At 43.9% G+C, this 21860-nt stretch carries 17 protein-coding genes; 11 read left to right on the top strand and 6 right to left on the bottom strand.

Going from position 1 to position 21860, the window contains the following annotated elements:
• Nucleotides 1-145 precede the first annotated feature (145 nt).
• The 5 genes from Q7J63_RS17515 (at nucleotide 146) to Q7J63_RS17495 (ending at nucleotide 7483) form a co-directional block, all read left to right on the top strand.
• Entirely contained in the window at nucleotides 146-754 is a 609-nt protein-coding gene (locus Q7J63_RS17515; protein ID WP_304888041.1) for a TetR/AcrR family transcriptional regulator, read from the top strand.
• Entirely contained in the window at nucleotides 751-2106 is a 1356-nt protein-coding gene (locus Q7J63_RS17510; protein ID WP_370691927.1) for a TolC family protein, read from the top strand. The genes Q7J63_RS17515 and Q7J63_RS17510 overlap by 4 nt, the downstream gene beginning before the upstream one ends.
• 33 nt (nucleotides 2107-2139) lie before the next feature.
• The gene (locus tag Q7J63_RS17505) at nucleotides 2140-3267 is read left to right on the top strand and encodes an efflux RND transporter periplasmic adaptor subunit (RefSeq protein ID WP_304888003.1); all 1128 of its coding nucleotides are present in this window, start codon (nucleotides 2140-2142) and stop codon (nucleotides 3265-3267) included.
• 8 nt (nucleotides 3268-3275) lie between these two features.
• Nucleotides 3276-6683 (top strand): efflux RND transporter permease subunit, encoded by a 3408-nt coding sequence (locus Q7J63_RS17500; RefSeq protein WP_304888001.1) that lies wholly within the window; start codon nucleotides 3276-3278, stop codon nucleotides 6681-6683.
• 299 nt (nucleotides 6684-6982) lie between these two features.
• The gene (locus tag Q7J63_RS17495) at nucleotides 6983-7483 is read left to right on the top strand and encodes a UpxY family transcription antiterminator (protein WP_019599597.1); all 501 of its coding nucleotides are present in this window, start codon (nucleotides 6983-6985) and stop codon (nucleotides 7481-7483) included.
• A gap of 85 nt (nucleotides 7484-7568) precedes the next feature.
• On the opposite strand, the gene Q7J63_RS17490 is transcribed toward Q7J63_RS17495, so the two are convergent.
• From Q7J63_RS17490 to ligA, 6 genes are all read right to left on the bottom strand, one after another.
• Nucleotides 7569-8282, bottom strand: a complete 714-nt coding sequence (locus tag Q7J63_RS17490) for a hypothetical protein (protein ID WP_304887998.1) — start codon at nucleotides 8280-8282, stop codon at nucleotides 7569-7571.
• Nucleotides 8283-8651: 369 nt separating this feature from the next.
• A complete protein-coding gene (gene xseB / locus Q7J63_RS17485) occupies nucleotides 8652-8855 on the bottom strand; it encodes an exodeoxyribonuclease VII small subunit (RefSeq protein ID WP_304887996.1) in 204 nt (67 codons plus the stop codon).
• Complete coding sequence (gene xseA / locus Q7J63_RS17480) at nucleotides 8836-10161, bottom strand: exodeoxyribonuclease VII large subunit (protein WP_304887994.1); 1326 nt, start codon at nucleotides 10159-10161, stop codon at nucleotides 8836-8838. Before xseA ends, xseB begins: the two co-directional genes overlap by 20 nt.
• A 229-nt stretch (nucleotides 10162-10390) precedes the next feature.
• Nucleotides 10391-11245, bottom strand: coding sequence for a 4-hydroxy-tetrahydrodipicolinate synthase (gene dapA / locus Q7J63_RS17475; RefSeq protein ID WP_019599603.1), 855 nt, complete (start codon nucleotides 11243-11245; stop codon nucleotides 10391-10393).
• The gene (locus Q7J63_RS17470; RefSeq protein WP_304887991.1) at nucleotides 11239-11742 is read right to left on the bottom strand and encodes a hypothetical protein; all 504 of its coding nucleotides are present in this window, start codon (nucleotides 11740-11742) and stop codon (nucleotides 11239-11241) included. The genes dapA and Q7J63_RS17470 overlap by 7 nt, the downstream gene beginning before the upstream one ends.
• A 2-nt stretch (nucleotides 11743-11744) precedes the next feature.
• The gene (gene ligA / locus Q7J63_RS17465; RefSeq protein WP_304887989.1) at nucleotides 11745-14210 is read right to left on the bottom strand and encodes an NAD-dependent DNA ligase LigA; all 2466 of its coding nucleotides are present in this window, start codon (nucleotides 14208-14210) and stop codon (nucleotides 11745-11747) included.
• Between the two features lie 151 nt (nucleotides 14211-14361).
• Here ligA and Q7J63_RS17460 point away from each other — a divergent pair, with 151 nt between their 5' ends.
• The 6 genes from Q7J63_RS17460 to Q7J63_RS17435 all read left to right on the top strand — a co-directional run bounded on the left by Q7J63_RS17460 (nucleotide 14362) and on the right by Q7J63_RS17435 (nucleotide 21737).
• Complete coding sequence (locus tag Q7J63_RS17460) at nucleotides 14362-14994, top strand: TetR/AcrR family transcriptional regulator (protein ID WP_019599606.1); 633 nt, start codon at nucleotides 14362-14364, stop codon at nucleotides 14992-14994.
• A 271-nt stretch (nucleotides 14995-15265) separates the two neighbouring features.
• The gene (gene metG / locus Q7J63_RS17455) at nucleotides 15266-17326 is read left to right on the top strand and encodes a methionine--tRNA ligase (protein ID WP_304888037.1); all 2061 of its coding nucleotides are present in this window, start codon (nucleotides 15266-15268) and stop codon (nucleotides 17324-17326) included.
• Between the two features lie 409 nt (nucleotides 17327-17735).
• A complete protein-coding gene (locus Q7J63_RS17450) occupies nucleotides 17736-19163 on the top strand; it encodes a circularly permuted type 2 ATP-grasp protein (RefSeq protein WP_304887987.1) in 1428 nt (475 codons plus the stop codon).
• 5 nt (nucleotides 19164-19168) lie between these two features.
• Nucleotides 19169-20149 (top strand): alpha-E domain-containing protein, encoded by a 981-nt coding sequence (locus Q7J63_RS17445; RefSeq protein ID WP_019599610.1) that lies wholly within the window; start codon nucleotides 19169-19171, stop codon nucleotides 20147-20149.
• A complete protein-coding gene (locus tag Q7J63_RS17440; protein ID WP_019599611.1) occupies nucleotides 20146-20898 on the top strand; it encodes a peptidase in 753 nt (250 codons plus the stop codon). Before Q7J63_RS17445 ends, Q7J63_RS17440 begins: the two co-directional genes overlap by 4 nt.
• Entirely contained in the window at nucleotides 20895-21737 is an 843-nt protein-coding gene (locus Q7J63_RS17435; RefSeq protein WP_304887984.1) for a transglutaminase family protein, read from the top strand. Before Q7J63_RS17440 ends, Q7J63_RS17435 begins: the two co-directional genes overlap by 4 nt.
• Nucleotides 21738-21860: the final 123 nt, after the last annotated feature.

The raw sequence follows: 21860 nt of genomic DNA, 5'->3' as shown, positions 1-21860 counted from the left end.
TAGTTGGTTATGGAAATTGAATTGAGTTTTTAAATCGGTAAAAATTGGGTTGTTGGAATGAAATGAAATTTTCTTCTTAAAAAAACCACGGAAACTTTGAACATTCGAATAGTTTCTCCAGTTTTGCATCTTAATTGAAAAAATGTTGGATACAAAACACAAAATAATCGAAACCGCAACGGATCAATTTATGCGTTTTGGCGTGAGGTCAGTGACCATGGATGATATTGCCAGGCAAACAGGAGTTTCCAAAAAAACGATTTATCAGGAATTCGCAGATAAAAATCAATTGGTTTACGAGACCTTTCAAGCTGCTTTGCTGCAAGATACCCAGATGGTCGACGACCTTCCCAGAGTGAAGGACGGCGTAATCGAGCACCTGATTGGGCTCTTCAACTATATGAAAAGCCGGTTTGGAGAGGTCAATCCTTTTGTTTTGAACGAAATAGAAAGGTATTATCCACAATGCTGGCAGTTGTTCGAGGATTTTAAGCAGGAGCATATTCTTGAGAAAATCATCGAAGTCATGGAAACAGGAAAGGAAGAAGGATATTTCCGATCGGAGATCAATACCCAGATCACGGCAAAACTTCGGGTGGAGCAAATGATGATCAGTTTTGACCCCATCAAATTCCCCCCCTCCAAATACAATATGGTGGATTTGCAATTGGAAATATTTGAACAGTTCCTTTATGGGATTTTTACAGAAAAAGGGAGAGCAGCGTATCTAAAACAAAAACTAAGTCAGGCATGAAAACTTTTATGAATCTTAAGGCGGCGATGTCAATCCTCTTGGGCTTGATTTTCATTTCCCCCAGCTATGGGCAAGAGGTATTGGTACTTACCCTTGAGGAAAGTGTCAAATATGCCATCGAAAACAATGTGGACGCAAAAAATGCGCAATTGGAGGTGATGGCCTCCAAAGGGATTATTGGGGAAAATCTGGCAAAAGGGCTTCCCCAGATTACGGGAAACTTTGATTTCACCCACAACATGCTTATTCCTGTGGTGTTCTTGCCCAATGCAGGACCATTTGCGGACCCGAACATAGACTCAGATGTCGTCCCTGCCAGGTTTGGGGTAGATTTCCAATCGGCTCTGGGGGTGAGATTGGAGCAAATGATCTTTGACGGGTCTTATTTCGTCGGTCTAAAGGCAGCCAAAACCTTGAAAATGCTGACGGAGTTCGATAAGGAAAAAACCGAAAATGACATCATAGAAGGCGTGAAGAAAGCCTATTATTCTGTCTTGGTCAACGACGAAAGAAGGAAATTGGTGGAAGCCAACCTTGGGAGACTCGAAACCTTGTTGCACGATACTGAGGCCCTTTTTGAGGCGGGGTTTGTGGAGAAGATCGATGTGTCCAGGATCAAAGTCCAGCGCAACAACCTCAATACCGAGCTTGACAAGGTGGTGACCGGAACGGCGATCAGCGTGGAAATGCTAAAATTGCAGATGGGACTTCCCATGAACTCAACTATCGAAATCAGTGAAAAACTCAGCGACCTCAATGAAAAAGCAGAAATCGCATCACTTTTGGAAAATGATGGCTATAGGAGGGTTGAAATCGACCAGTTGAACACGAACCTTGTGCTGGCCAATTTGGACTTGAAAAACAACCAAGTTCAATACATGCCAAAAATCAACGGCTTTTTGACTTACCAGAGATCAGGTGCTTCCTTGGATTTCAATTCCCTATGGCAAAGCAACAATTGGTTTTCCGTCTCTACGGTTGGGGTCAACATGAGTATCCCGATCTTCGATGGCTTCTCGAAAAGCAACAAGATCAAACAAAACAGGGTGCAGATCCAACAACTTGAAAACCAGAAGGAATTTGTTGAAAGCAATATCGATATCGAGCGTTTCCAGGCCAAGGCCAACCTCAATAACAGTCTGAAAGCCTTGTCTGTCCAGGATGAAAACAGGCAATTGGCCTTAGAAGTATTTCAAATGGCCAAAATCAAGTATGAGGAGGGAGTAGGCTCCAACCTGGAAGTGGTGGAAGCGGATTCCGCATTGAAAGAAGCCGAATCAAATTATTTTTCAGCACTGTTTGACGCGCTGATTTCAAGAGTGGATTTAGAAAAAGCCTTAGGCATATTGTAAGAAATAACAACAAGACAAGCACATAACAATCATATGAAAATTTACTCCAAATTTTTGATCCTTCCCATACTCGCCCTGGTGTTTTCCTGCGCAGAAAAGGATGAATTGACAGAAAAAAAGGCAGCGCTTGAAACGCTCAAAAAGGAATCATTGGCCATGAGGACCTCCATTGAGGAGTTGGAAAGAGAGATTTCAAAACTTGATCCTGAATTCGGTGTTTCCAACCGCAAATCGGTTTTGATCACCACCATTCAGCCTGAGAAAAACAATTTTGCACATTACGTGGAAGTGACTGGCTCTGTGCTTTCAAAAAAGAATGTCAGTATCAGCGGAGAGACTTCTGGTAGAATACAGGAAGTCGCAGCAGTGGAAGGCATGCGTGTCGGCAAAGGCCAAGTTTTGGCACGGATTGATGCCGAATCCATCCAGCGGAACATGGAGGAAGTGGAAAAGCAAATGGAATTGGCAGTCATCATTTTCGAGAAACAAGAAAGACTCTGGAAACAGCAGATCGGCACAGAAATCCAATATCTCGAGGCGAAAAACCGAAAGGAAATATTGGAAAAAAACATGGCAAGCCTGAGAACCCAAGCGGACCGAAGTACGGTGAGAGCACCTTTTTCAGGAACGGTGGAATCCGTAATGGTGAGGTTGGGTGAGTTGGTCCAGCCAGGTACACCCATGTTTCAATTTGTGGGGGAAAGCGATCTGTTTATTGAGGCAGATGTGTCCGAACGCTTTATCGGTGTGATCAACAAGGGAGATTCAGTGATGATCAACTTTCCTTCCACAGGCCAAAACTTAAAAACGAAGGTTACGGCAGTGGGCGCCATTGTCAATGCCGATAACAGGACATTTAAAGTGGAGGTTTTTGTTCCAAAAATGGACAAGTTGAAACCCAATATGATTTCGGTATTGAAAATCAAGGATTATGAAAATCCTGCAGCGATCGCGATCCCCAATTACCTGATCATGCAGGACAATTCAGGGGATTATGTCTATGTAGTGGAAAACAACTTGAGTAAGAAGCGCATTGTGAAGCGGGGAGTGACCTATCAGGAAGTAACGGAGATTTTGGAGGGATTGACTGGGGATGAGCTTTTGGTGGACAAAGGGTTCAGGGAAGTAGGGGATAATTTCAGTGTAAACATCGCGCAATAGTTCTACTTATGTCAAATCAAGAAGAAAAGAAAAAAGGGGTCATCCGGAATTTTGGTCTGAGCAGTTTGTCTGTTGACAATCAGACCTCTGTCGCAATTTTGGTATTGATCATTTCGGTATTGGGCATCATGGCCTACAATACCATGCCCAAGGAGAGTTTCCCGGAAATCGTGATTCCCACGGTTTATGTGGGAACCGCTTATCCTGGCAACTCACCCGTGGATATGGAAAACCTGATTACCAGGCCCATTGAAAAAGAATTGAAATCCATCAACAATGTAAAGGACGTGAAGTCCACCTCTGTTCAGGATTTTTCTTCCATTGTGGTTGAATTTACTCCCGGTGTGGAAATTTCCAAAGCCATCCAGGACGTCAAGGATGCTGTCGACAAATCCAAAAGCGAATTGCCATCTGACTTGGACAGCGATCCAGATGTCATTGAGGTAAACACCTCGGATTTCCCGATCATGAATGTCAATATTTCCGGAAACTATTCGGAAGAGGAATTGAAGAAATTCGGGGAATATCTGGAAGACGAGATCGAGAAATTACCCGAGATCTCCAAAGCAGAATTGAGGGGAACGATCGAAAGAGAGATTCGGATCAATGCCGATTTATATAAAATGGAGGCGCTTGGTGTTTCATTCAGCGATATTTCAGAGGCAGTGGGCCAAGAGAATGTCACGGTGTCTGGCGGTAATCTATTGGCAGGCGATTTCAGGAGATCGCTGAGGATCACTGGCGAATTCAAAAAAGCCGATGAGTTGCTGGATGTCATTGTCAAAACCGAAAACAACAAGATCGTTTATCTCGGGGATGTGGCAGATGTGGAGGATACTTTCAAGGAAAGGGAAAGTTACGCACGGAGCAACAAGCTCCCGGTTGTCACAGTAAACGTAATCAAAAGAAGTGGTGAAAACCTTTTGGATGCATCAGACAAGATCAAAATTCTGATTGATGATGCCAAAAACAACAGGTTTCCAAAGGATTTGGAAATCACCATCACCAATGACCAATCCAAAGCGACACGTTCGCAAGTTAAGGATTTGGAGAACAGCATTATTTTTGGGGTTATTCTCGTGGTATTGGTCTTGATGTTTTTCTTGGGATTCAGGAATGCCCTTTTTGTGGGTATTGCCATTCCCTTGTCCATGTTTATCTCTTTCTTGATCCTCAACGCTTTTGGGGTGACCTTGAATTTGATGGTGTTGTTCTCATTGATCCTCGCCTTGGGGATGTTGGTGGACAACGGGATCGTGGTGGTGGAAAATATTTACCGCTTGATGCAGGAAGGGAAAACTCCCGTTCAAGCAGCGAAGCAAGGTGTTGGTGAAGTTGCCTGGCCGATCATCACGTCGACAGCGACGACTTTGGCCGCATTCTTTCCCTTGATTTTTTGGGACGATATCATCGGAGAATTCATGAAATACTTGCCGATCACCTTGATCGTGGTGTTGTCTTCTTCCCTTTTCGTGGCATTGGTGGTGAATCCGGTTTTGACTTCACTTTACATGAAGGTTCAGGATGTGGACATGATCAAACCGAAGAAAAAACCATTGGTATTTGCCTTGGTCACTTCCACGCTTGGTATCGTTTCCTACATACTGGGCTGGATGGTCATGGGGAATTTATTGATGCTGATCGCCATCTTCACCGTATTCAATGTACTGGTACTCAGAAAAGCCATTCGCTGGTTCCAAAATGTCTTTTTGGTCAATCTGGAGAATGTTTATGAAAAAACATTGAATTTTGCGCTTCAGGGAATAAAGCCTTACTTCTTTCTGGGAGGTACATTTCTCCTGCTTTTCCTCTCCCTTGTTTTGCTGGGCATAAGAGCTCCCAAAATCCTGTTTTTCCCAGACAATCAACCCGCTTTGATCAATGTTTTCATCGAAAATCCTATCGGTACGGATACAGAGGCGACAAATACCTTTGTGGCCTCCATGGAAGATGAATTGATTGAGGTATTGAAGCCCTACAATGATGTCATTGAGTCTGTCATTACGCAAGTAGGACAGGGGACAGGTGATCAGTCGGAAGGCCCTGCCATCGCAAATACCCCACACAAGGCGAAAATAACAATCAGTTTTGTGGAATATCAATTTAGACAGGGAGTCAATACCAATGCTGTAATGGAAGATATCCGTGACTTAGTCGAAAAATATCCAGGAGTGTTGATTACCGTGGACAAGCAGAGAAATGGTCCGCCAGTGGGTAAAGCGATCAACATCGAGGTGGCGGGCGAAGATTTTCAGAAACTGATTGCCTTTGAGAGTCAATTCAGGGAATATCTTTCGAGTGCCAATATTCAGGGAATCGAGGAACTCAAATCCGATTTGGAACTGGGCAGTCCTGAAGTGATCCTGAATATCGATCGGGAAAAAGCCAGGAGATTTGGACTTTCCACCTCCTCCATCGCCAATGAATTGCGGACGGCTCTTTTTGGTTTGGAAGTATCCAAATTCAAGGATGGTGAGGATGATTATCCCATACAACTTCGCCTGAAGGATGATTACAGGTATAATCTGTCTTCCTTAATCAACAAAAAAATAAATTTCAGGGATAAATTCGGCAACCAAAAAGAGGTGCCCATCTCCGCAGTTGCAGAACTGGAGTATGGTTCCACCTACGGGTCGGTCAAGCGGAAAGACCTCAATAAAGTTATCTCCATATTTTCCAACGTGACCGACGGCTACAATGCCACCGAGATCAATGATCAATTGAAAGGAATGGTGGCTTCATACGATATTCCGGAGGGGATTACGGTTAAGTTTTCAGGTGAGCAGGAAGAACAGGCAAAATCCACTGCCTTTCTCTCCAAGGCTTTGTTGATCGCCGTATCCTTGATTTTCCTGATCATCGTGGCGCAATTCAACTCCGTGACCACACCTTTCATCATCATGGCAACGGTGATCTTGAGTACCATTGGCGTATTCTTGGGCTTGGTAATTTTCAACATGGATTTTGTGGTGATCATGACCGGGATTGGAATCATCTCACTCGCGGGTGTGGTGGTGAACAATGCCATCGTTTTGATTGATTATACCGATTTGGTAAGATCAAGAAGGAGAGAGGAATTGAATACTCCGGATGAGGAATTTCTTCCTGAAGAGGAATTATTGGGCAGTATTGTCCAAGGAGGAAAAACGAGACTGCGGCCAGTCTTGCTGACGGCTATCACCACGGTGCTGGGTTTGATCCCTTTGGCCATCGGGATGAACATAAATTTCGGAACGCTTTTGTCTGAATTTGACCCTCAATTCTTTGTGGGAGGGGACAATGCAGATTTCTGGGGCCCAATGGCTTGGACAGTGATATTTGGTCTAACCTTTGCCACCTTCTTGACGTTAGTAATCGTACCTGTCATGTATTTATTGGCAGATAAATTGAACATGTTGATTCGCAGAATCAAATAGCATGATTAATTAAAGGTTGGTGGTTTTTAAATGTTGAAACCCTTGGGATATTATCCCAAGGGTTTTTATTTTTACAAATCGATTTTTGCGATTTAACCCGGAATATGCATTTGGTTTCGCAGTAGGGGTTAAAGCGGAAAGAAAATCAGACTATTGTATATAAGACTAATTTCTGGCACCTATAGTGTGAAGTCAAAAATAATCAACCTCTAATTGATTATTAGGCAATTTCAGGCTGAAATGGAATTGGTAATGCATAAAACGGGTTTAATTTTTGGTTTTTAATTCAAAAGAAAAATATGGGCGACCAACAATGGTTCGTGATGTACACAACATCCAGAACAGAAAAAAAGGTGGAGCAGCGGTTGAGGGAAAAAGGAATTGAGGTTTTTTTGCCGATTGTGGAAGAACTTCGACAATGGAGTGACCGGAAGAAAAAAGTACAAAAGGCCTTGTTCAGTGGATATATTTTTGTGAAAACGACCAAGGCCAATTTATGGGAATCACTTCAGGTACCAGGGGCAGTCAAATTTGTCAATTTCTCAGGTGATCACGCCACGGTAAGAGACAGGGAAATCGAGGCGATCAGAAGGATTGTGGAAACCGGTGTGGCTGTAGAAACGGACAATGATGAGATACAAAAAGGCGAGCAAGTCAAAATCCTTGGTGGACCCTTGCAAGGTATGGAAGGTGAATGTGTGAACAAAGGAAACAAGGACTACTTTGTCATCCGGGTGCCGGGTATCAACCAGGTCCTGATGGTCAATGTCCCCCGGAAATTCCTTGAGGTGACTTCTTGAGGCCATTCAGATGGATATAAAAACAAAAACCCGTTCAACCTATGGGATTGAACGGGTTTTTTTAGGACGATAAAAAAAACAGATTTTATTTTTTTGATCTTGGTTTCAGGAATTTTTTGTAGACAAGTTGAGCCTGTCCCATATGGTCTCCGAAGCTGTTGAAATTCGCATTGCCATCAAGATTGTCAGAGAAGGAGAACAACATGGTTCCCTCGAGGGCCAAATCGGAAAGTGCTCCCAATCTAAAACTGATGCCCGCTCTAAAAGGGACATAACCCGTCGTCGTTTTTGCTCGGGTTTCCAAAGCATCATCACTCATGGAAAATGCCTGAACCCGATTGACATGCAGCAAGCCAATCCCAAGACCTCCGTAAAGATTGACGAATCGCCTATTCATGTGGCTGTGAAAAGGGAACAAATACATGATGGGCATTACATCGGCATAAAATGCATGCCCTTTGAACCTGAACGCCCCATTATTGGCTATCCAACGCTCCTGTACTTGTATGCTTGGGCTTACACTGCTTTGGATCCACTGTATACCAGTGGTGGTTTTGAAGGCAAAGCGATTGCTGAATTTTTTTGTGTAGGAAAGGGAAAAGGCAGGGTCCCATTCAAATTTCAATTTGCGATAGGGTCCACCATTGTCTGCATAGATGAAAGAAGGACCAATTCCAATAGAAAATATGTCCGTTTTGGGAATGCGCTCTTTATAAAAATTTTGGCCATGACCTAAGGTTGAGAATCCCAAAATCAGGAATCCAACGGCTAAAAATCTACTTATTTTTTTTATTTTCATGAATTTGGATTGCTAAATCAGAAGCCAATCAAACAAGCCTTTTTTAAGGCAAGATATTAAATGACAAAAAACGCATTTTGAATGCATTATTTAATTTTTACACTGTCACAACAAATATGCCAAGGCGTCAAGATTGGGCTGTTTTTTGACTATAAAAGTGATTTAAAACCAATAAAAGGTATTTAATTTTCTTGATAATGGTGGAGGGCCAAGAAACATCCCGATTGAGTTTTTTTTTTATGTAAATGGATATTCCCCAACCCCAACTTTCCCCAATTTGGGAATGGGGTCTTTGGCTTTCATTATTCCATCCTCTTTGTCAAAAATGGGGTAACGATTTGAGGGATTTCAGCATCAAAAAAATCCCTTTTAGCCTTCTTTTCCTTCGTCAAAAGCCTTGGCGATTTCTTCCTCGGTCATCCTCAGTTTGGATTTGCATTTTTTCACCAGACCAGAAGCTTCCTTTACCAGTTCAGACAACTCATCCATTCCCTTGTCTCCTACTTCCAAAATACCAAGAATTTCTTCGATTCTCTCCAACGCTTTACTGTAACTATAATTTGGTGTTTCCATTTGTCTCGATGTTTTGAATGATGCTTTTAAGGCTTATGTTTTTTGCGAAAGTGACCAAGGTGTCACCTATTTGAACTTCCGTTTTATTGATGGGGATTCCATTGACTTCGGACCGGGTATATCCTTTGGCCAAGAATGTATTGGGATCCAATTTCTGGAGATCCCTTTCAAGATTTTCCAGTTTTCTGTCTTCGGAATCCACTCTGCTTTTCCAAGATCTTCTGATTCCCATTTCGAGGTTGTTGATTTTCACCAAATCCATTTTCAAGAGATTGGAGGAAAGGGATTTCAGCTGATTGGTTTTGTAGTTCAGGTTTTCTTTCTGTCGTTGAATGCTGAAATCAGCCAAGGTTTTGATGCTGGTCAGCATATCCCTGAGTCTTCGGTCTTCCATCAGGAGTTTTTGCGAAGTGGCTCTCTCCAGGGTTTTCAAGGCAGTGTTCAATTGCTCTTCAAAATCCCTGAATCCTGAAAGAATAAATTCCGCAGTCGCCGTAGGCGTTTTTAGCCGGGTGTGGGCCACCAAGTCCACGATTGTTTCATCGCGTTCATGTCCTATTCCCGTGATCACGGGAAGTGGGTATTTTGCGATGGTGGCTGCCAATCCATAATCGTCAAAACAGTCCAAGTCCAATTGGGATCCACCGCCACGGATCAAAACGACAGCATCAAAGGATTCCTTTCCGGACAAAAGGTCGATTTGGTCCAAAGCCCTGATAATTGTCGCTGCGGCATCGGCACCTTGTAGAGTGGCTTGAAATAGCTGCGCATGGATTTGGTAACCTTGTCTGTTTTTTAGGAGTTGGTCCATAAAATCCCCATATCCCGCGGCCGAGGCACTGCTGATGATGGCGATTTTTTGAGGAACCAATGGCAAAGGGAACCGCTTGTTCAAGTCCATCAAGCCTTCCCGCGTTAATCTTTCGATGACCTCTTGCCGGATTCTTGCCCTTTCTCCCAATGTGTAATTCGGGTCAATATCTTTGATATTCAGGCTTATACCATACACTTCGTGAAAAGTGACGTTTACCTGCGCAAGGATTTTCATCCCTGCTTTGAGGTTTTGACCGGTGACGGCGCTGAACCTTCCCGCGATGACCCGGTAGGTGTACTGCCAGATGTTTGCACGGATTTTGGCGGCAATTTGGCTTCCCTTCTTTTCCACCAAATCAAGGTAAGCATGCCCTTGTGCGACTTGCTTGAATTCCCCAATTTCTGCGACTACCCAATAACTCGGATGAAGATGCTCATCCAGCGTAGAGCGGATAAGTTGATTGAGATCTAAAAGTGATAGCGCCTGCTGCATGGCCAAAATTAAACAAATTAAGAAGGGTGACCAAATGTATGCTTGTTTCCGAAGGCCGATCGATGACTTAAGGGGCACGGAAATGTTATTCAAAGACGGAACCAATGGAGAGATTTACTTTCAATTGGTTCCGTCATTAAGATTGAAGGAGGAAAATCAACGATTATGGGATCGCAAATTGGAAAATGGAAGGGTTTAGTTCTCTATTTTCGGGATAAAGAAAATAGTGCTAAATTAAATTTGCCGCAATTTTTTCTCTGAGGGATTCAGTCGCTTTCACCAAAGGCAAACGGACTGCGTCCCAGCATATGCCCAATTCCTGCATCAGACATTTCAGACCCACAGGATTGCTTTCTTCATACATCAGTGGATTCAGGTTGAGGAGACTGAAAGTCGCTTTCCGAGAGAGTTCGAGTTCTCCATGGCTGATGTTTTTGAAGGTTTCCGGATAGGCGTTTGCCAAAACGGAGATGACACCGATGGCACCAATGGACCGCATGGCGGTGGTGAGCATGTCGTCCCCAGAGATCAAAGAAAAATCTTGGGGTTTTCCGGCAGCGATGGCCATACACTGTTCCATATTTCCACTGGCTTCCTTCATGCCGATGATATTCGGATGCTGGGCCAGAGCAAGCGTGGTCGAGGCGGTCATGTTTGACATCGTACGTCCGGGTACATTGTATAGAATGACGGGAACCGGACATGCATCCGCAATCGCTGTATAATGGGCGATAATTCCAGCTTGTGGTGGCTTGTTGTAGTATGGGCTTACGGAAAGAATTGCAGAAATCCCTGAAAAGTCAGTGGCTTTGATTTCATCCAATACGGCTTGGGTATTGTTCCCTCCAATTCCATAAACGATCGGGAGGCGGTTGGCATTGAACTCCAAGGAGGATTTCAAAACCTGTTCTTTTTCCTGCTTAGACAAGGTGGCGGACTCTCCGGTAGTACCCATGACCACCAAATAATCTACCTCTCCACGAATGACATGATTGATGACATTTTTCAATCCGTCAAAATCGATGCTCAGGTCTGCGTGAAATGGGGTAATAAGTGCAACTCCCGTACCATTTAAATTTAACATGCTTCTTTGATTTTCTTTAGATAATCTAATAAATGGTGGACATTGGAGCCTAGATCTTCTTCATCCTGGCCAAGCATAAAATCCAAGTAGGGTTCGTTTTCCTTTGAATAGAACCCGATTTTGAACCCACTTTGATTTTCGAGGAGCAAATAACGCAAATATGGATTAAGGTGTAAAGAAGGAACCAAAATAAAATCCATGTTTTCCAATTTAAATTCATTGAAGTAGTCAGAGGGATGACCCCAAAACGTGAAATGCTGGCTAGAAAATGCTTCGATAAGTCTGCTGGGTTCCTCAGAGTAAAAAAGACCGATGATCCTCACCTTATAACTCCACAATTCACGGACAACCTCCTTGGTTTCCAAAAACTCGGATTCCGAATTGGCCAAAATGCCGATACACCTAAATTGCTCCGGGATTTTTATCTCCTTGGCCTCTTTTAGTTGCAGTTTACGCTTCAATTGCCATTCGATCATGCGGTCTTTGATCCACTTCATGTTTACCGATTTTGGGCATTCCCATTGACCAATTCCAAAAATTCAGCTTCAGAAATCATTTTGAGTCCAAGTTTTTTTGCTTTTTCTTTTTTGCTCGGTCCCATATCCTCTCCTTCTATGATGAAGTCTAGGTTTTTGGAAACCGCTTTTACATACTGACCCCCGTTGGCTTCGATAAAATCAACGATCTCATCTCTTTTGAAATGGTTGAGTTTCCCGGAAGCAAGGATTTTCATGCCCTCCAGTTGATGACCCAAAACGGTTTTTACAGCTTCGACAATTTCAAATTTGATCCCTTTTTCCCGTAATCTTGCAATGATTTGGTTGTTTTCTTCTTGGGAAAAGAAATCTTGTATGCTTTGGGCCACGATTTCCCCGATTCCGTTGATTTCCAAAAGGTCCTGCATGCTTGCCGATTTCAAAGCATCGATGTTTTTGAAGTGTCGGGCGAGGATTTGAGCGGTGTTTTCACCGATATTCCGGATGCCGAGCCCAAAAAGAACTTTTTCGAATGGCTGATTTTTGGAAGTGTTGATCCCTTCGATCATGTTCGAAATGACGCCCGCTTGGAAGGTGTTGGATTTCAGTTTTTTGATGCGTGCATTTTGTTCGTCGTTAAGTTCCAGATTGAGCTTTAGCAAAATGCTGTGGACCGTACTTTCTTGCTTGCATTGTTGAACCAATTCGGGCAGGTCAATTTGTTTTCCAGTCAACAGAATCAAAACGAGTGGAACGGGAACAAAATCTTCCATCGCAGGGAGTTTTGCTTCGGTCAATAATTCTTCAAGTCTTTGGATGGTGCCGACATTTTGAGCAACTTTTTTGTTGCTCTCCCGAATGTAGGTTTGAAAGGATTTCAAGGTTTCGAAAAGGGAAGAATCCTTCTTTTTTTCCAAGAAATCTTTGATCTCTGTCAAAGAGATCCCTTCCGTAAGCCCAAAAAGCGCCTTGTGCAAGGCAATATAAAGGAGTCCTTCCTCGGTTTTTTGGTACTGGTCCTGATTCATTTCCAAGCCTAATAATTGGTCTTTTTTGGCTTCCAAATCATAGATGTCGGCGGGATTGGAAATGTAATCCTGATCGATCAATGCCCTGATCCTTTCGGTTCCCATCGAATCGATATCCATTGCCCTTTTGTGGACAAAATGCTCGATTCTACCCAGAATCTGAGGCGGACAGTTTTGGGCATTGGGACAGGAATGTTTGGCCTCGGTTTCTTTTCGTTCCAAAAGCGTTCCACATTCCGGACAATGTTCAATGTATTGAATGGGTTTTGCGTCCGGTTTTCTTTTTTCCAAAACCACAGCGGTGATTTTTGGGATGATTTCCCCACCTTTTTCGACAAGGACGGTATCTCTCTCATAGAGTCCGAGGCGTTCGATTTCATTGGCATTGTGGAGGGAAGCGCGTTTTACAGTGGTGCCGGCAAGTTTTACAGGGGCAAGATTGGCCACCGGGGTGATGGCGCCTGTTCTTCCCACTTGATAGGTGATCGAAAGCAACTCACTTTCTGCACTCTCGGCCTGGTATTTATAGGCAATCGCCCAGCGGGGAGTTTTGGCTGTAAATCCCAATTCTTCCCTTTGGTCGAAATCGTTGATTTTCAAAACTACACCATCGATGTCGAGTGGGAGCGTATGTCTTTTGTCTCTCCAGCTTTCGATGTATTGGAGGACCTCCTGGACGTTCTCACATTTTTTGTAGGTAGGGGAAACGTTGAATCCCCATTTTTCCATCAAATGGATGGCTTCGTCGTGGAAATTGACGCCGATATCATCCCCCAGCATCTGATAGAAATAACAATTGAGTTTCCTTTTGGCCACCAAGCCGCTGTCCTGCATCTTGACCGTTCCGGAGGCTGCATTCCTTGGATTGGCCAGCAATGGATCTCCATTGGCTTCCCGCTCCGCATTGATTTTGTCAAATTCCCTTCGTGGCAGGAATATCTCTCCCCGCACCTCCAGTTTTTCCGGAATGTTTTCACCTTTGATATGAAGAGGGATATTTTTGATGGTCTTGATGTTTTCGGTGATCACATCCCCGCGTGTACCGTCGCCCCGCGTTACGGCTCGGATCAGTTTGCCTTTTTCGTAGACCAAGCTGATCGCTACCCCATCAAATTTCAACTCACAGAAATAGCTGTATCGCCTGCTGTCGAGTCCCTTTGCCACACGCTCATCAAAAGCCAAAAGCTCTTCCTCCGAATAGGTATTGCCGAGTGAGAGCATTTTGAATTCATGCTCCGCCGTCTCAAAGTCCTTGGTGATGGCTCCACCCACGCGTTGACTGGGGCTGTCCGGGGAGAGAAATTCAGGAAATTCCAGTTCCAGTCGGATCAATTCCTCCAGCAATTGATCGAATTCCAAATCCGTGATCTCGGTTTTGTCCTCCTGGTAGTAGAGAAAATTGTGGTAGTTGATCTGTTCTGTAAGCTGGGCAATCCTAGCTTTGGCTTGGTCTGGCGTCATAAAATGCTTTGAATTCTTGATTAGGCAAAGACAATAACCAAAATTAAGACTTGGGAAAGGAATCACCAAGTATTAAGGTGTGCGGGAGCTTAATTTATTTGAATGGGGGAAATAAAATGGTTTTTCTATATTTGCCCACTATTCGAAACCAATGCGTAAAAAGATAGACATCGAGTCCAAAATATTGGATATATCCTACAAGTTATTTTTAAAACAAGGATATAAAAATACCACCATGGATGACATTGCCCAAGAATTGGCGATGAGCAAAAAGACCCTTTACAAACACTTTGAAGGGAAAATGGAGCTTTTGGCTGCGGCATTTGAGCAATTGAAAACACGGCTGACACTTAAAGTGGAAACCCTGGTGGAAAACAGGCACATTCCTTTCACTGTGAAATTAAAATCCATGTTGACCGTGATTGCCAACGACCTGGCGCCAATCAACCATGTGCTGTTGCAGGATTTGAGAGAGCATGCGCCCGAAATCTGGAAGGAACTACAGGATTATATCAGGGAATCCGCATTTCTTCGTTTCCAAAAGCTGATTCAAGAAGGCATCGAAAAGGGTTTTGTCTCGGCAAATGTCAACAAAAGCTTGATTGTATTGGTCTATGCCTCTGCGATTCAGAATCTAATTGATCCCACATTCTTGGCCCAATTTCCCAAGGAAATCAAGGAAAATCTGAATTTGAACACTGCCGATATTTTTGATCAAGTGATCAATATGATCTATCAGGGGATTTTAACTGAAGATGCCCGAAAAGAACTCCAAGGGGCCTAATTCCCGATTCTTTAACCCGAATTCCAAGACTTGGAAAAAGTAACGTAAAGCAGCCAACTTGACGCAAGTTAGATGCAATCGATTTCCAAATGGGATTGAAAGGGAAAGAAAATTTGACTGTTGGAGAATAATTGATGATATCAAAAGGGTGTGGAGTTGTAATTAGTCAAGCCTGATTGATGAGCTGTCAATGACAATATAGAATTGAGTTCGTATTGCATAAAACGGGTTTAACCACCCAATTCCTTCAATTTACCTATCTTTGCAAATGATGAAAAATAAAGAATTCAAAAGATATACGGTTACTTCTGCTTTGCCTTATGCCAATGGGCCCTTGCATATCGGGCATCTTGCCGGATGTTATATTCCCTCAGATATTTATGTCAGGTATCTCAGGTCATTGGGCAAAGATGTCGTGTATGTAAGCGGTTCGGACGAACACGGAGTCGCCATCACGATCAAAGCACGGAAAGAGGGGGTCACACCACAGGAAGTGGTAGACCGCTACCATACGATGATGAAGGAAAGTTTCCAGGAGTTTGGGATCAGTTTTGACCATTATTCGAGAACCTCAGCACCGATCCACCACGAAACTGCTTCTGGATTTTTCAAGGATCTCTATGGCAAAGGTGAGTTTTTGGAACAAACCACGGAACAATATTTTGACGAAGAAGCCGGTCAGTTTTTAGCCGATCGATACATAGAAGGGACTTGTCCCAAATGTGGCTATGAAAGTGCCTATGGGGACCAATGCGAGAAATGTGGGAGTTCCCTCAGCCCCACCGAGCTGATCAATCCCAAGTCAAAATTGAGCGGCAGCGTGCCCATTCTCAAAGAAACTAAACATTGGTTCTTGGATTTGGCCCGCTACACGGATTTTTTGAAACAATGGATCTTGGAAGAGCATCAGCACGATTGGAAAAACAATGTGTTGGGACAATGTCGGTCATGGTTGGAAGCCGGCGATGGGCTTCAGGCCAGGTCGATGACCCGGGACATGGATTGGGGAATACCCGTTCCGGTGGAAGGCGCAGAAGGCAAAGTGCTCTATGTATGGTTTGATGCACCCATCGGCTACATTTCCTCTACCAAAGAATGGGCAGCAGAAAAAGGCATCGATTGGGAGCCTTACTGGAAAGATGAGGATACCAAATTGGTCCACTTCATCGGCAAAGACAATATCGTTTTTCATTGCATCGTTTTCCCTGCGATTCTAAAAACCCACGGCGGGTATATCCTCCCGGACAATGTCCCTGCCAATGAATTCCTGAACCTGGAAGGGGACAAGATCTCCACTTCCAGAAATTGGGCGGTTTGGTTGCATGAGTATCTGGCCGAATTCCCGGGAAAACAAGATGTGTTGCGGTACGTATTGACCGCCAATGCGCCGGAAACCAAGGACAATGATTTTACCTGGAAGGATTTTCAGTCCAGAAACAATTCAGAATTGGTGGCGATTCTTGGGAATTTTGTGAATAGGGCAGTCGTGCTCACCCATAAATATTTTGAAGGAATCGTCCCAGAGGCAGAAAACCTGACGGCCCATGACCGGGAAGTAATGGAAACCTTACAGGGTTTTCCTGATAAAATAGCCGCCTCGATCGAGCGGTATCGGTTTAGGGAAGCACTTAGCTTCGTGATGGATTTTTGCAGGTTGGGAAACAAATACCTGGCGGACACCGAGCCCTGGAAGGTGATCAAGGAGGACAAAGCCCGAACGGGAACGATTCTGAATATCGCCCTGAACATTGCTGCCAATGTCGCCATAGTAGCCGAGCCCTTTTTGCCTTTTACGGCTGCAAAGATTTATGAGATGTTCAATCTGAAGGATTTGAATTGGACCAAGGCTGGCGATACCGGGATTTTGGGTTACGGACACATCATCAATCCGGCGGCTTTGTTGTTTGAGAAAATTGAAGATGATGTGGTGGAAGCCCAAGTGCAGAAACTGCTGGAAGCAAAGAAGAAAAACGAACTCGAAAATGTACAGGTTGCCCCGATGAAAGACATCATTTCCTTTGATGATTTTGGCAAGTTGGATATGCGGGTGGTGACTGTCTTGCATGCGGAACCTATGCCGAAATCCAAGAAACTCCTGAAGCTCACTGTAGAGACGGGATTGGGTAAGAAAACGGTATTGAGTGGCATTGCAGAACATTTCAAGCCTGAGGATCTGATCGGCAAACAGGTGACGATGCTGATCAACCTTGCCCCCAGAAAAATGATGGGGATTGATTCCGAAGGGATGATTTTGATGGCAGAGGACAAGGACGGCTCCTTGAGACTCTTGCACCCAAATCAAGCGACTGGAAACGGCTCCACGATCAGCTAGTAATTATTCTAGGTATCAAATTATAAACCTTTGCAGTCTTTCGGGACTGCAAAGGTTTTTTTTGTTTCTTGAAAGGTCAATAATGAAGTAGGATTTACTTGGTTTTATCCCCTTTTCGAAATTCCTTTTTTAGGTTAATGCCAAACATAAAGGATGGAATCCTGTTATAACACCGCAGGAATACACCTCTCAATTTTTTTCATCCATCAATTTTGAGGTATTTACAAAAATGTTAAAGGGCAGTAAAAATTATTGATTTCGTTATTTTCAAAATGTTATTCTTTTTTTTAACCAAAAAACTCAAGAATAAATGTTTTTTTGATAATAATGGGTGATATTTTTTGAAGTAAAATTAAAAAGCCTTTATATTATGCACGAACACGCTTTTTTTCAACCCAAATAATAAATTATGGAAACAAATAAGTACAAGGTTGGAGATCATTTCGACGAAATGTTCGGCGCTGACGGGAATTGCAGGCCGCACTACAATGAATTTTTAGAGCTATTGAATAAGACCTCGACCAAAAAAATGTCCCAGTTGCAGTTTGCGGCAGATAAGACACAGGTGGCCATGGGCATGACATTCAATGTTTACCATGACAATCAAGGCGTGGAGAAAATCCTTCACCTGGATATTGTACCAAGGATCATCCCAAATTCCGAGTGGAAAATACTCGAAGCCGGCTTGAAACAAAGGATCCAGGCGCTCAACATGTTCCTCCAGGACATCTACAATGAGCAAAGAATATTGAAAGACGAGATCATCCCTGCCGACCTTATCCTCAACAGCAAGGATTATCTGAAGCCCTGCATCGGGCTTACTCCTCCAAAAGGGATTTGGTGCCATATCACCGGAACCGATCTTGTCAGGGATAAAAGCGGGGCTTACTACATTCTCGAGGACAACCTCAGATGTCCTTCCGGGGTTTCCTACATGTTGGAAAGTCGGGAGATCATCAAAAGAGCCTATCCGGAACTTTTTAACAAATTGGGCGTGATGCCCGTGTCGGATTATCCGGCAAAGTTGTTGAACATGCTTCAATTCCTGTCCGACAAGCCTAAGCCGGTGGTGGGCGTCTTGACGCCGGGGATTCACAATTCCGCATACTTCGAGCACTCTTACCTTGCCTTGCAAATGGGCGTTGAGTTGGTTTCCGGAATGGATTTGATTGTCAAAGACAAAAAGGTCTATATGCAAACGACCAAGGGTTTGAAGCAGATCGATGTTTTGTACAGGAGGATTGATGACACATTTTTGGACCCGACGGCTTTCAATCCCGATTCCATGCTGGGAATACCGGGAATATTCGAAGCCTACAAGGCAGGAAACATTGCCATCGCAAATGCGCCAGGTACAGGTGTTGCCGATGACAAGGCTGTTTATTCCTATGTGCCCAAGATCATCAAATACTATCTTGGAGAGGAACCGATATTGAACAATGTGCCTACCTATTTGTGCCGAGAGGAAGAGGATAGGAATTATGTCTTGGAAAACATCGAACATTTGGTGGTGAAGGAAACCAATGCAGCTGGTGGATACGGCATGTTGATCGGTCCGAAAGCCGACAAGGAGGAGCATGAGAAATTCAGAAAACTTATCCGTGAAAACCCTACAAATTACATTGCGCAGCCCACTTTGTCCCTTTCTACCGTCCCAACATTGACAGATGAGGGATTGGATGGGAGGCATGTGGATTTGAGGCCTTACATTTTGTATGGCAAAGAAATAGAAGTGATTCCAGGCGCATTGACGCGCGTGGCATTGAAGAAGGGCTCATTGGTCGTGAACAGTTCCCAAGGTGGAGGAAGTAAAGATACCTGGGTTTTATATAAATAAGAGATATGCTAAGTAGAGTCGCAAATTCCATCTATTGGCTAGGTCGATATTTGGAGCGGGCTGAGAATTATGCCCGATTTATAGATGTGAATTTCAACCTGATGCTGGATTTGCCCCAGGACATGAAGGAGCAATGGGAACCTTTGATCATGACATCCGGAGACAGTGCTTTGTACCTATCCAAATACAAGAATTTTGACAGCAAAAATGTCATCCACTTCATGGTGTTCGATTTGGAAAATTCGAACTCCATTTTTTCCTCCATCACCATGGCCCGGGAAAATGCAAGGATCATCAGGGAAAACCTAACCAAGGAGACTTGGGAAAAACTGAATGAGCTGTACCATTTCATCAAAGAAAAATCAGAAATCAAGGATTGGAAAAAAGAAGATCCACGGATGTTTTTTGAACGGGTCAAAAACCAAATCCTGCTCCTGTATGGTTTGGCCGAAAGTACCGTCGCCAGGACTGAAGGCTGGTATTTCCGCCAATTGGGCATGTATCTCGAAAGGGCTGACAAGACCAGTAGGATCTTGGACGTGAAATACCATATTTTACTTCCTTCACCCAACATGATCGGATCTCCCTTGGATTTCCTCCATTGGACAGCGTTGTTGAAATCCGTTACAGCTTTCAATACCTACCGAAGGCTATATGGCAACATCGATCCTTCCGGTGTGGTGGAGTTTCTGATCTTCAACAAGTATTTCCCCAGATCGGTTTTTTACTGCCTTCGAGAGGCCGAAAACTGCCTTTCCAAAATCTCAGGTGGAATGGAAAGCGGTTTCAGAAACAGTGCTGAAAAAGCCATGGGAGAATTGAGATCCAAGTTGGAATATGCCGATGTCAATGATGTGATTGAGATTGGCCTCCACGAATATCTGGATGACCTTCAGGTGAAAATAAATCAGGTTTCCAACAAGATCGATTCCAATTTCTTTCAAATTAAGGATAACTTTGTGTCTCAAACGAACGAACAGGAATGACCTTTTGTCTAGGAATTAAAACCAAATACGGTTTGGTCGGGCTTTCCGATACCCGGATTACCTCCGGTAACGAAACGACTACTTCAAAAAAAGTATACACCGTCAACAGGGAAAAACATTCCTTTTTCATCATGACCTCCGGTCTGAGGTCGGTTCGGGATAAGGCCATCACCTACTTTACCGAAGTGATCGAGGATCAGGATGAAAGTTTCAACAAGCTGTACAAGGCGGTGAATGAATTTGGCGACCAAATCAAAAGGGTGGCGAAGGAAGATGGTGAGCAGCTCGAAAAAAGCGGCTTGTCCTTCAACCTTTATTCCATAATTGGAGGCCAGTTGGAGAATGACAAGGAGCCCAAATTGTATCTGCTTTACCCCCAAGGCAATTGGATCGAGATCAGGAAGGGGACACCTTTCGTGATCATTGGTAATACAGGTGCGGGAAATCCGGTTTTACGTAGGTCCCTGAGTTATGATGATTCCTTGGATTACGCCCTCAAATGTGCCTTCCTTTCCTTTGATGCCACTCGGATTTCGGCCAATGATGTCGATTTCCCCATTGATACGGTCGTCCTCGAAAATGACAGGTATAAGATAAAAGAACAACGGTTCGAAAGGTCGGAGATGGAGCATATTTCCGCTTTTTGGAACAACAGGATAAAGGAAGCGATCAGGGAATTGCCTACGGAGGTGATGAAAAAGGCATTTTTGGATGAAGTTGCTCCCATGGTTCCAATCACTGCCTCATGAAAATCCAGATAGACCACCTCAGTCGCTACACCTATGAGGAGCGGGTTCCGCTCAATCCCCACGACCTTTACCTGATCCCACAGCAGCGCAGTTATTTCAAAACATTGGACAGCCAATTGGAAATTTCTCCCAATCCCATGGGGATCCATGAAAGGATTAGTGCTGAGGGCAATCCCTATTACCAAACTTGGTTCAAGACCGAAACCGATCAGTTGGAAATCAGGTCCAAGTTGACCTTGGAAATCGGAGATTTCAATCCCTATGCCTTTATTCTACCGGCTGGCTTGAGTTTCCCCTTTGATTATTTTGCTTATCCAAGCTATTATTTGGAGACTTTGGCACTTTACAGAAGTGGGGGAGAGGATGGAGCCCGTCTTGTGCCTTTTGCCAAGGACATCATGGCACAATCAAGCGACCACATCTCCTTTCTGGCGAACTTGGTTGCTTCGATCCACCAAAACTGGAAGCATATCATCCGGGAGGAACCTGGACTGATGACCAGCAAGGAAGTGTTTGAGGAGAAGAAAGGTTCCTGCAGGGACCTTTCCTGGATGCTGATGGAGATGCTCAGGAGTCTGGGATTGGCAACCCGTTTTGTCAGTGGATATGCCTTCAACCCGGAACTCGATGAAGGGCATGAATTGCATGGATGGGTGGAGGTTTTCTTGCCCGGAGCGGGTTGGATCGGTTTGGATCCGAGTTTGGGTTTATTGACCGATCAAAATTACATTCCCTTGGCGACCAGTTTTCATCCCGCCCATACACTCCCAATAATGGGAACTTATGGAGGAAAAGCGGGCTCAAATCTTTTCTCCGAAGTGTTTTTGAAGGAGCTTTGATACAACCGGTTTCAACTCGGCTTGAGGGCTGGGTTGAAACTCTATTTTTTCCAAGACAAATTAAAGGTGTTTCCATCCGTTTTATGCATTGCACCCAACTCAATTTCACCATTGACTGATGAT

The organism is Rhodonellum sp., assembly GCF_030656585.1.
Taxonomy (GTDB): domain Bacteria; phylum Bacteroidota; class Bacteroidia; order Cytophagales; family Cyclobacteriaceae; genus Rhodonellum; species Rhodonellum psychrophilum.
Note: the sequence above shows the minus strand (reverse complement) of the source record. Positions and strands in the feature narration are given on the sequence as shown.

Excerpts from the sequence above, each read along its gene's own strand:
- Q7J63_RS17510 (WP_370691927.1), top strand. The coding sequence starts at position 751 with ATGAAAACTTTTATGAATCTTAAGGCGGCGATGTCAATCCTCTTGGGC.
- Q7J63_RS17505 (WP_304888003.1), top strand. The coding sequence starts at position 2,140 with ATGAAAATTTACTCCAAATTTTTGATCCTTCCCATACTCGCCCTGGTG.
- Q7J63_RS17500 (WP_304888001.1), top strand. The coding sequence starts at position 3,276 with ATGTCAAATCAAGAAGAAAAGAAAAAAGGGGTCATCCGGAATTTTGGT.
- Q7J63_RS17495 (WP_019599597.1), top strand. The coding sequence starts at position 6,983 with ATGGGCGACCAACAATGGTTCGTGATGTACACAACATCCAGAACAGAA.
- Q7J63_RS17490 (WP_304887998.1), bottom strand. The coding sequence starts at position 8,282 with ATGAAAATAAAAAAAATAAGTAGATTTTTAGCCGTTGGATTCCTGATT.
- xseB (WP_304887996.1), bottom strand. The coding sequence starts at position 8,855 with ATGGAAACACCAAATTATAGTTACAGTAAAGCGTTGGAGAGAATCGAA.
- xseA (WP_304887994.1), bottom strand. The coding sequence starts at position 10,161 with ATGCAGCAGGCGCTATCACTTTTAGATCTCAATCAACTTATCCGCTCT.
- dapA (WP_019599603.1), bottom strand. The coding sequence starts at position 11,245 with ATGTTAAATTTAAATGGTACGGGAGTTGCACTTATTACCCCATTTCAC.
- Q7J63_RS17470 (WP_304887991.1), bottom strand. The coding sequence starts at position 11,742 with ATGAAGTGGATCAAAGACCGCATGATCGAATGGCAATTGAAGCGTAAA.
- ligA (WP_304887989.1), bottom strand. The coding sequence starts at position 14,210 with ATGACGCCAGACCAAGCCAAAGCTAGGATTGCCCAGCTTACAGAACAG.
- Q7J63_RS17460 (WP_019599606.1), top strand. The coding sequence starts at position 14,362 with ATGCGTAAAAAGATAGACATCGAGTCCAAAATATTGGATATATCCTAC.
- metG (WP_304888037.1), top strand. The coding sequence starts at position 15,266 with ATGAAAAATAAAGAATTCAAAAGATATACGGTTACTTCTGCTTTGCCT.
- Q7J63_RS17450 (WP_304887987.1), top strand. The coding sequence starts at position 17,736 with ATGGAAACAAATAAGTACAAGGTTGGAGATCATTTCGACGAAATGTTC.
- Q7J63_RS17445 (WP_019599610.1), top strand. The coding sequence starts at position 19,169 with ATGCTAAGTAGAGTCGCAAATTCCATCTATTGGCTAGGTCGATATTTG.
- Q7J63_RS17440 (WP_019599611.1), top strand. The coding sequence starts at position 20,146 with ATGACCTTTTGTCTAGGAATTAAAACCAAATACGGTTTGGTCGGGCTT.
- Q7J63_RS17435 (WP_304887984.1), top strand. The coding sequence starts at position 20,895 with ATGAAAATCCAGATAGACCACCTCAGTCGCTACACCTATGAGGAGCGG.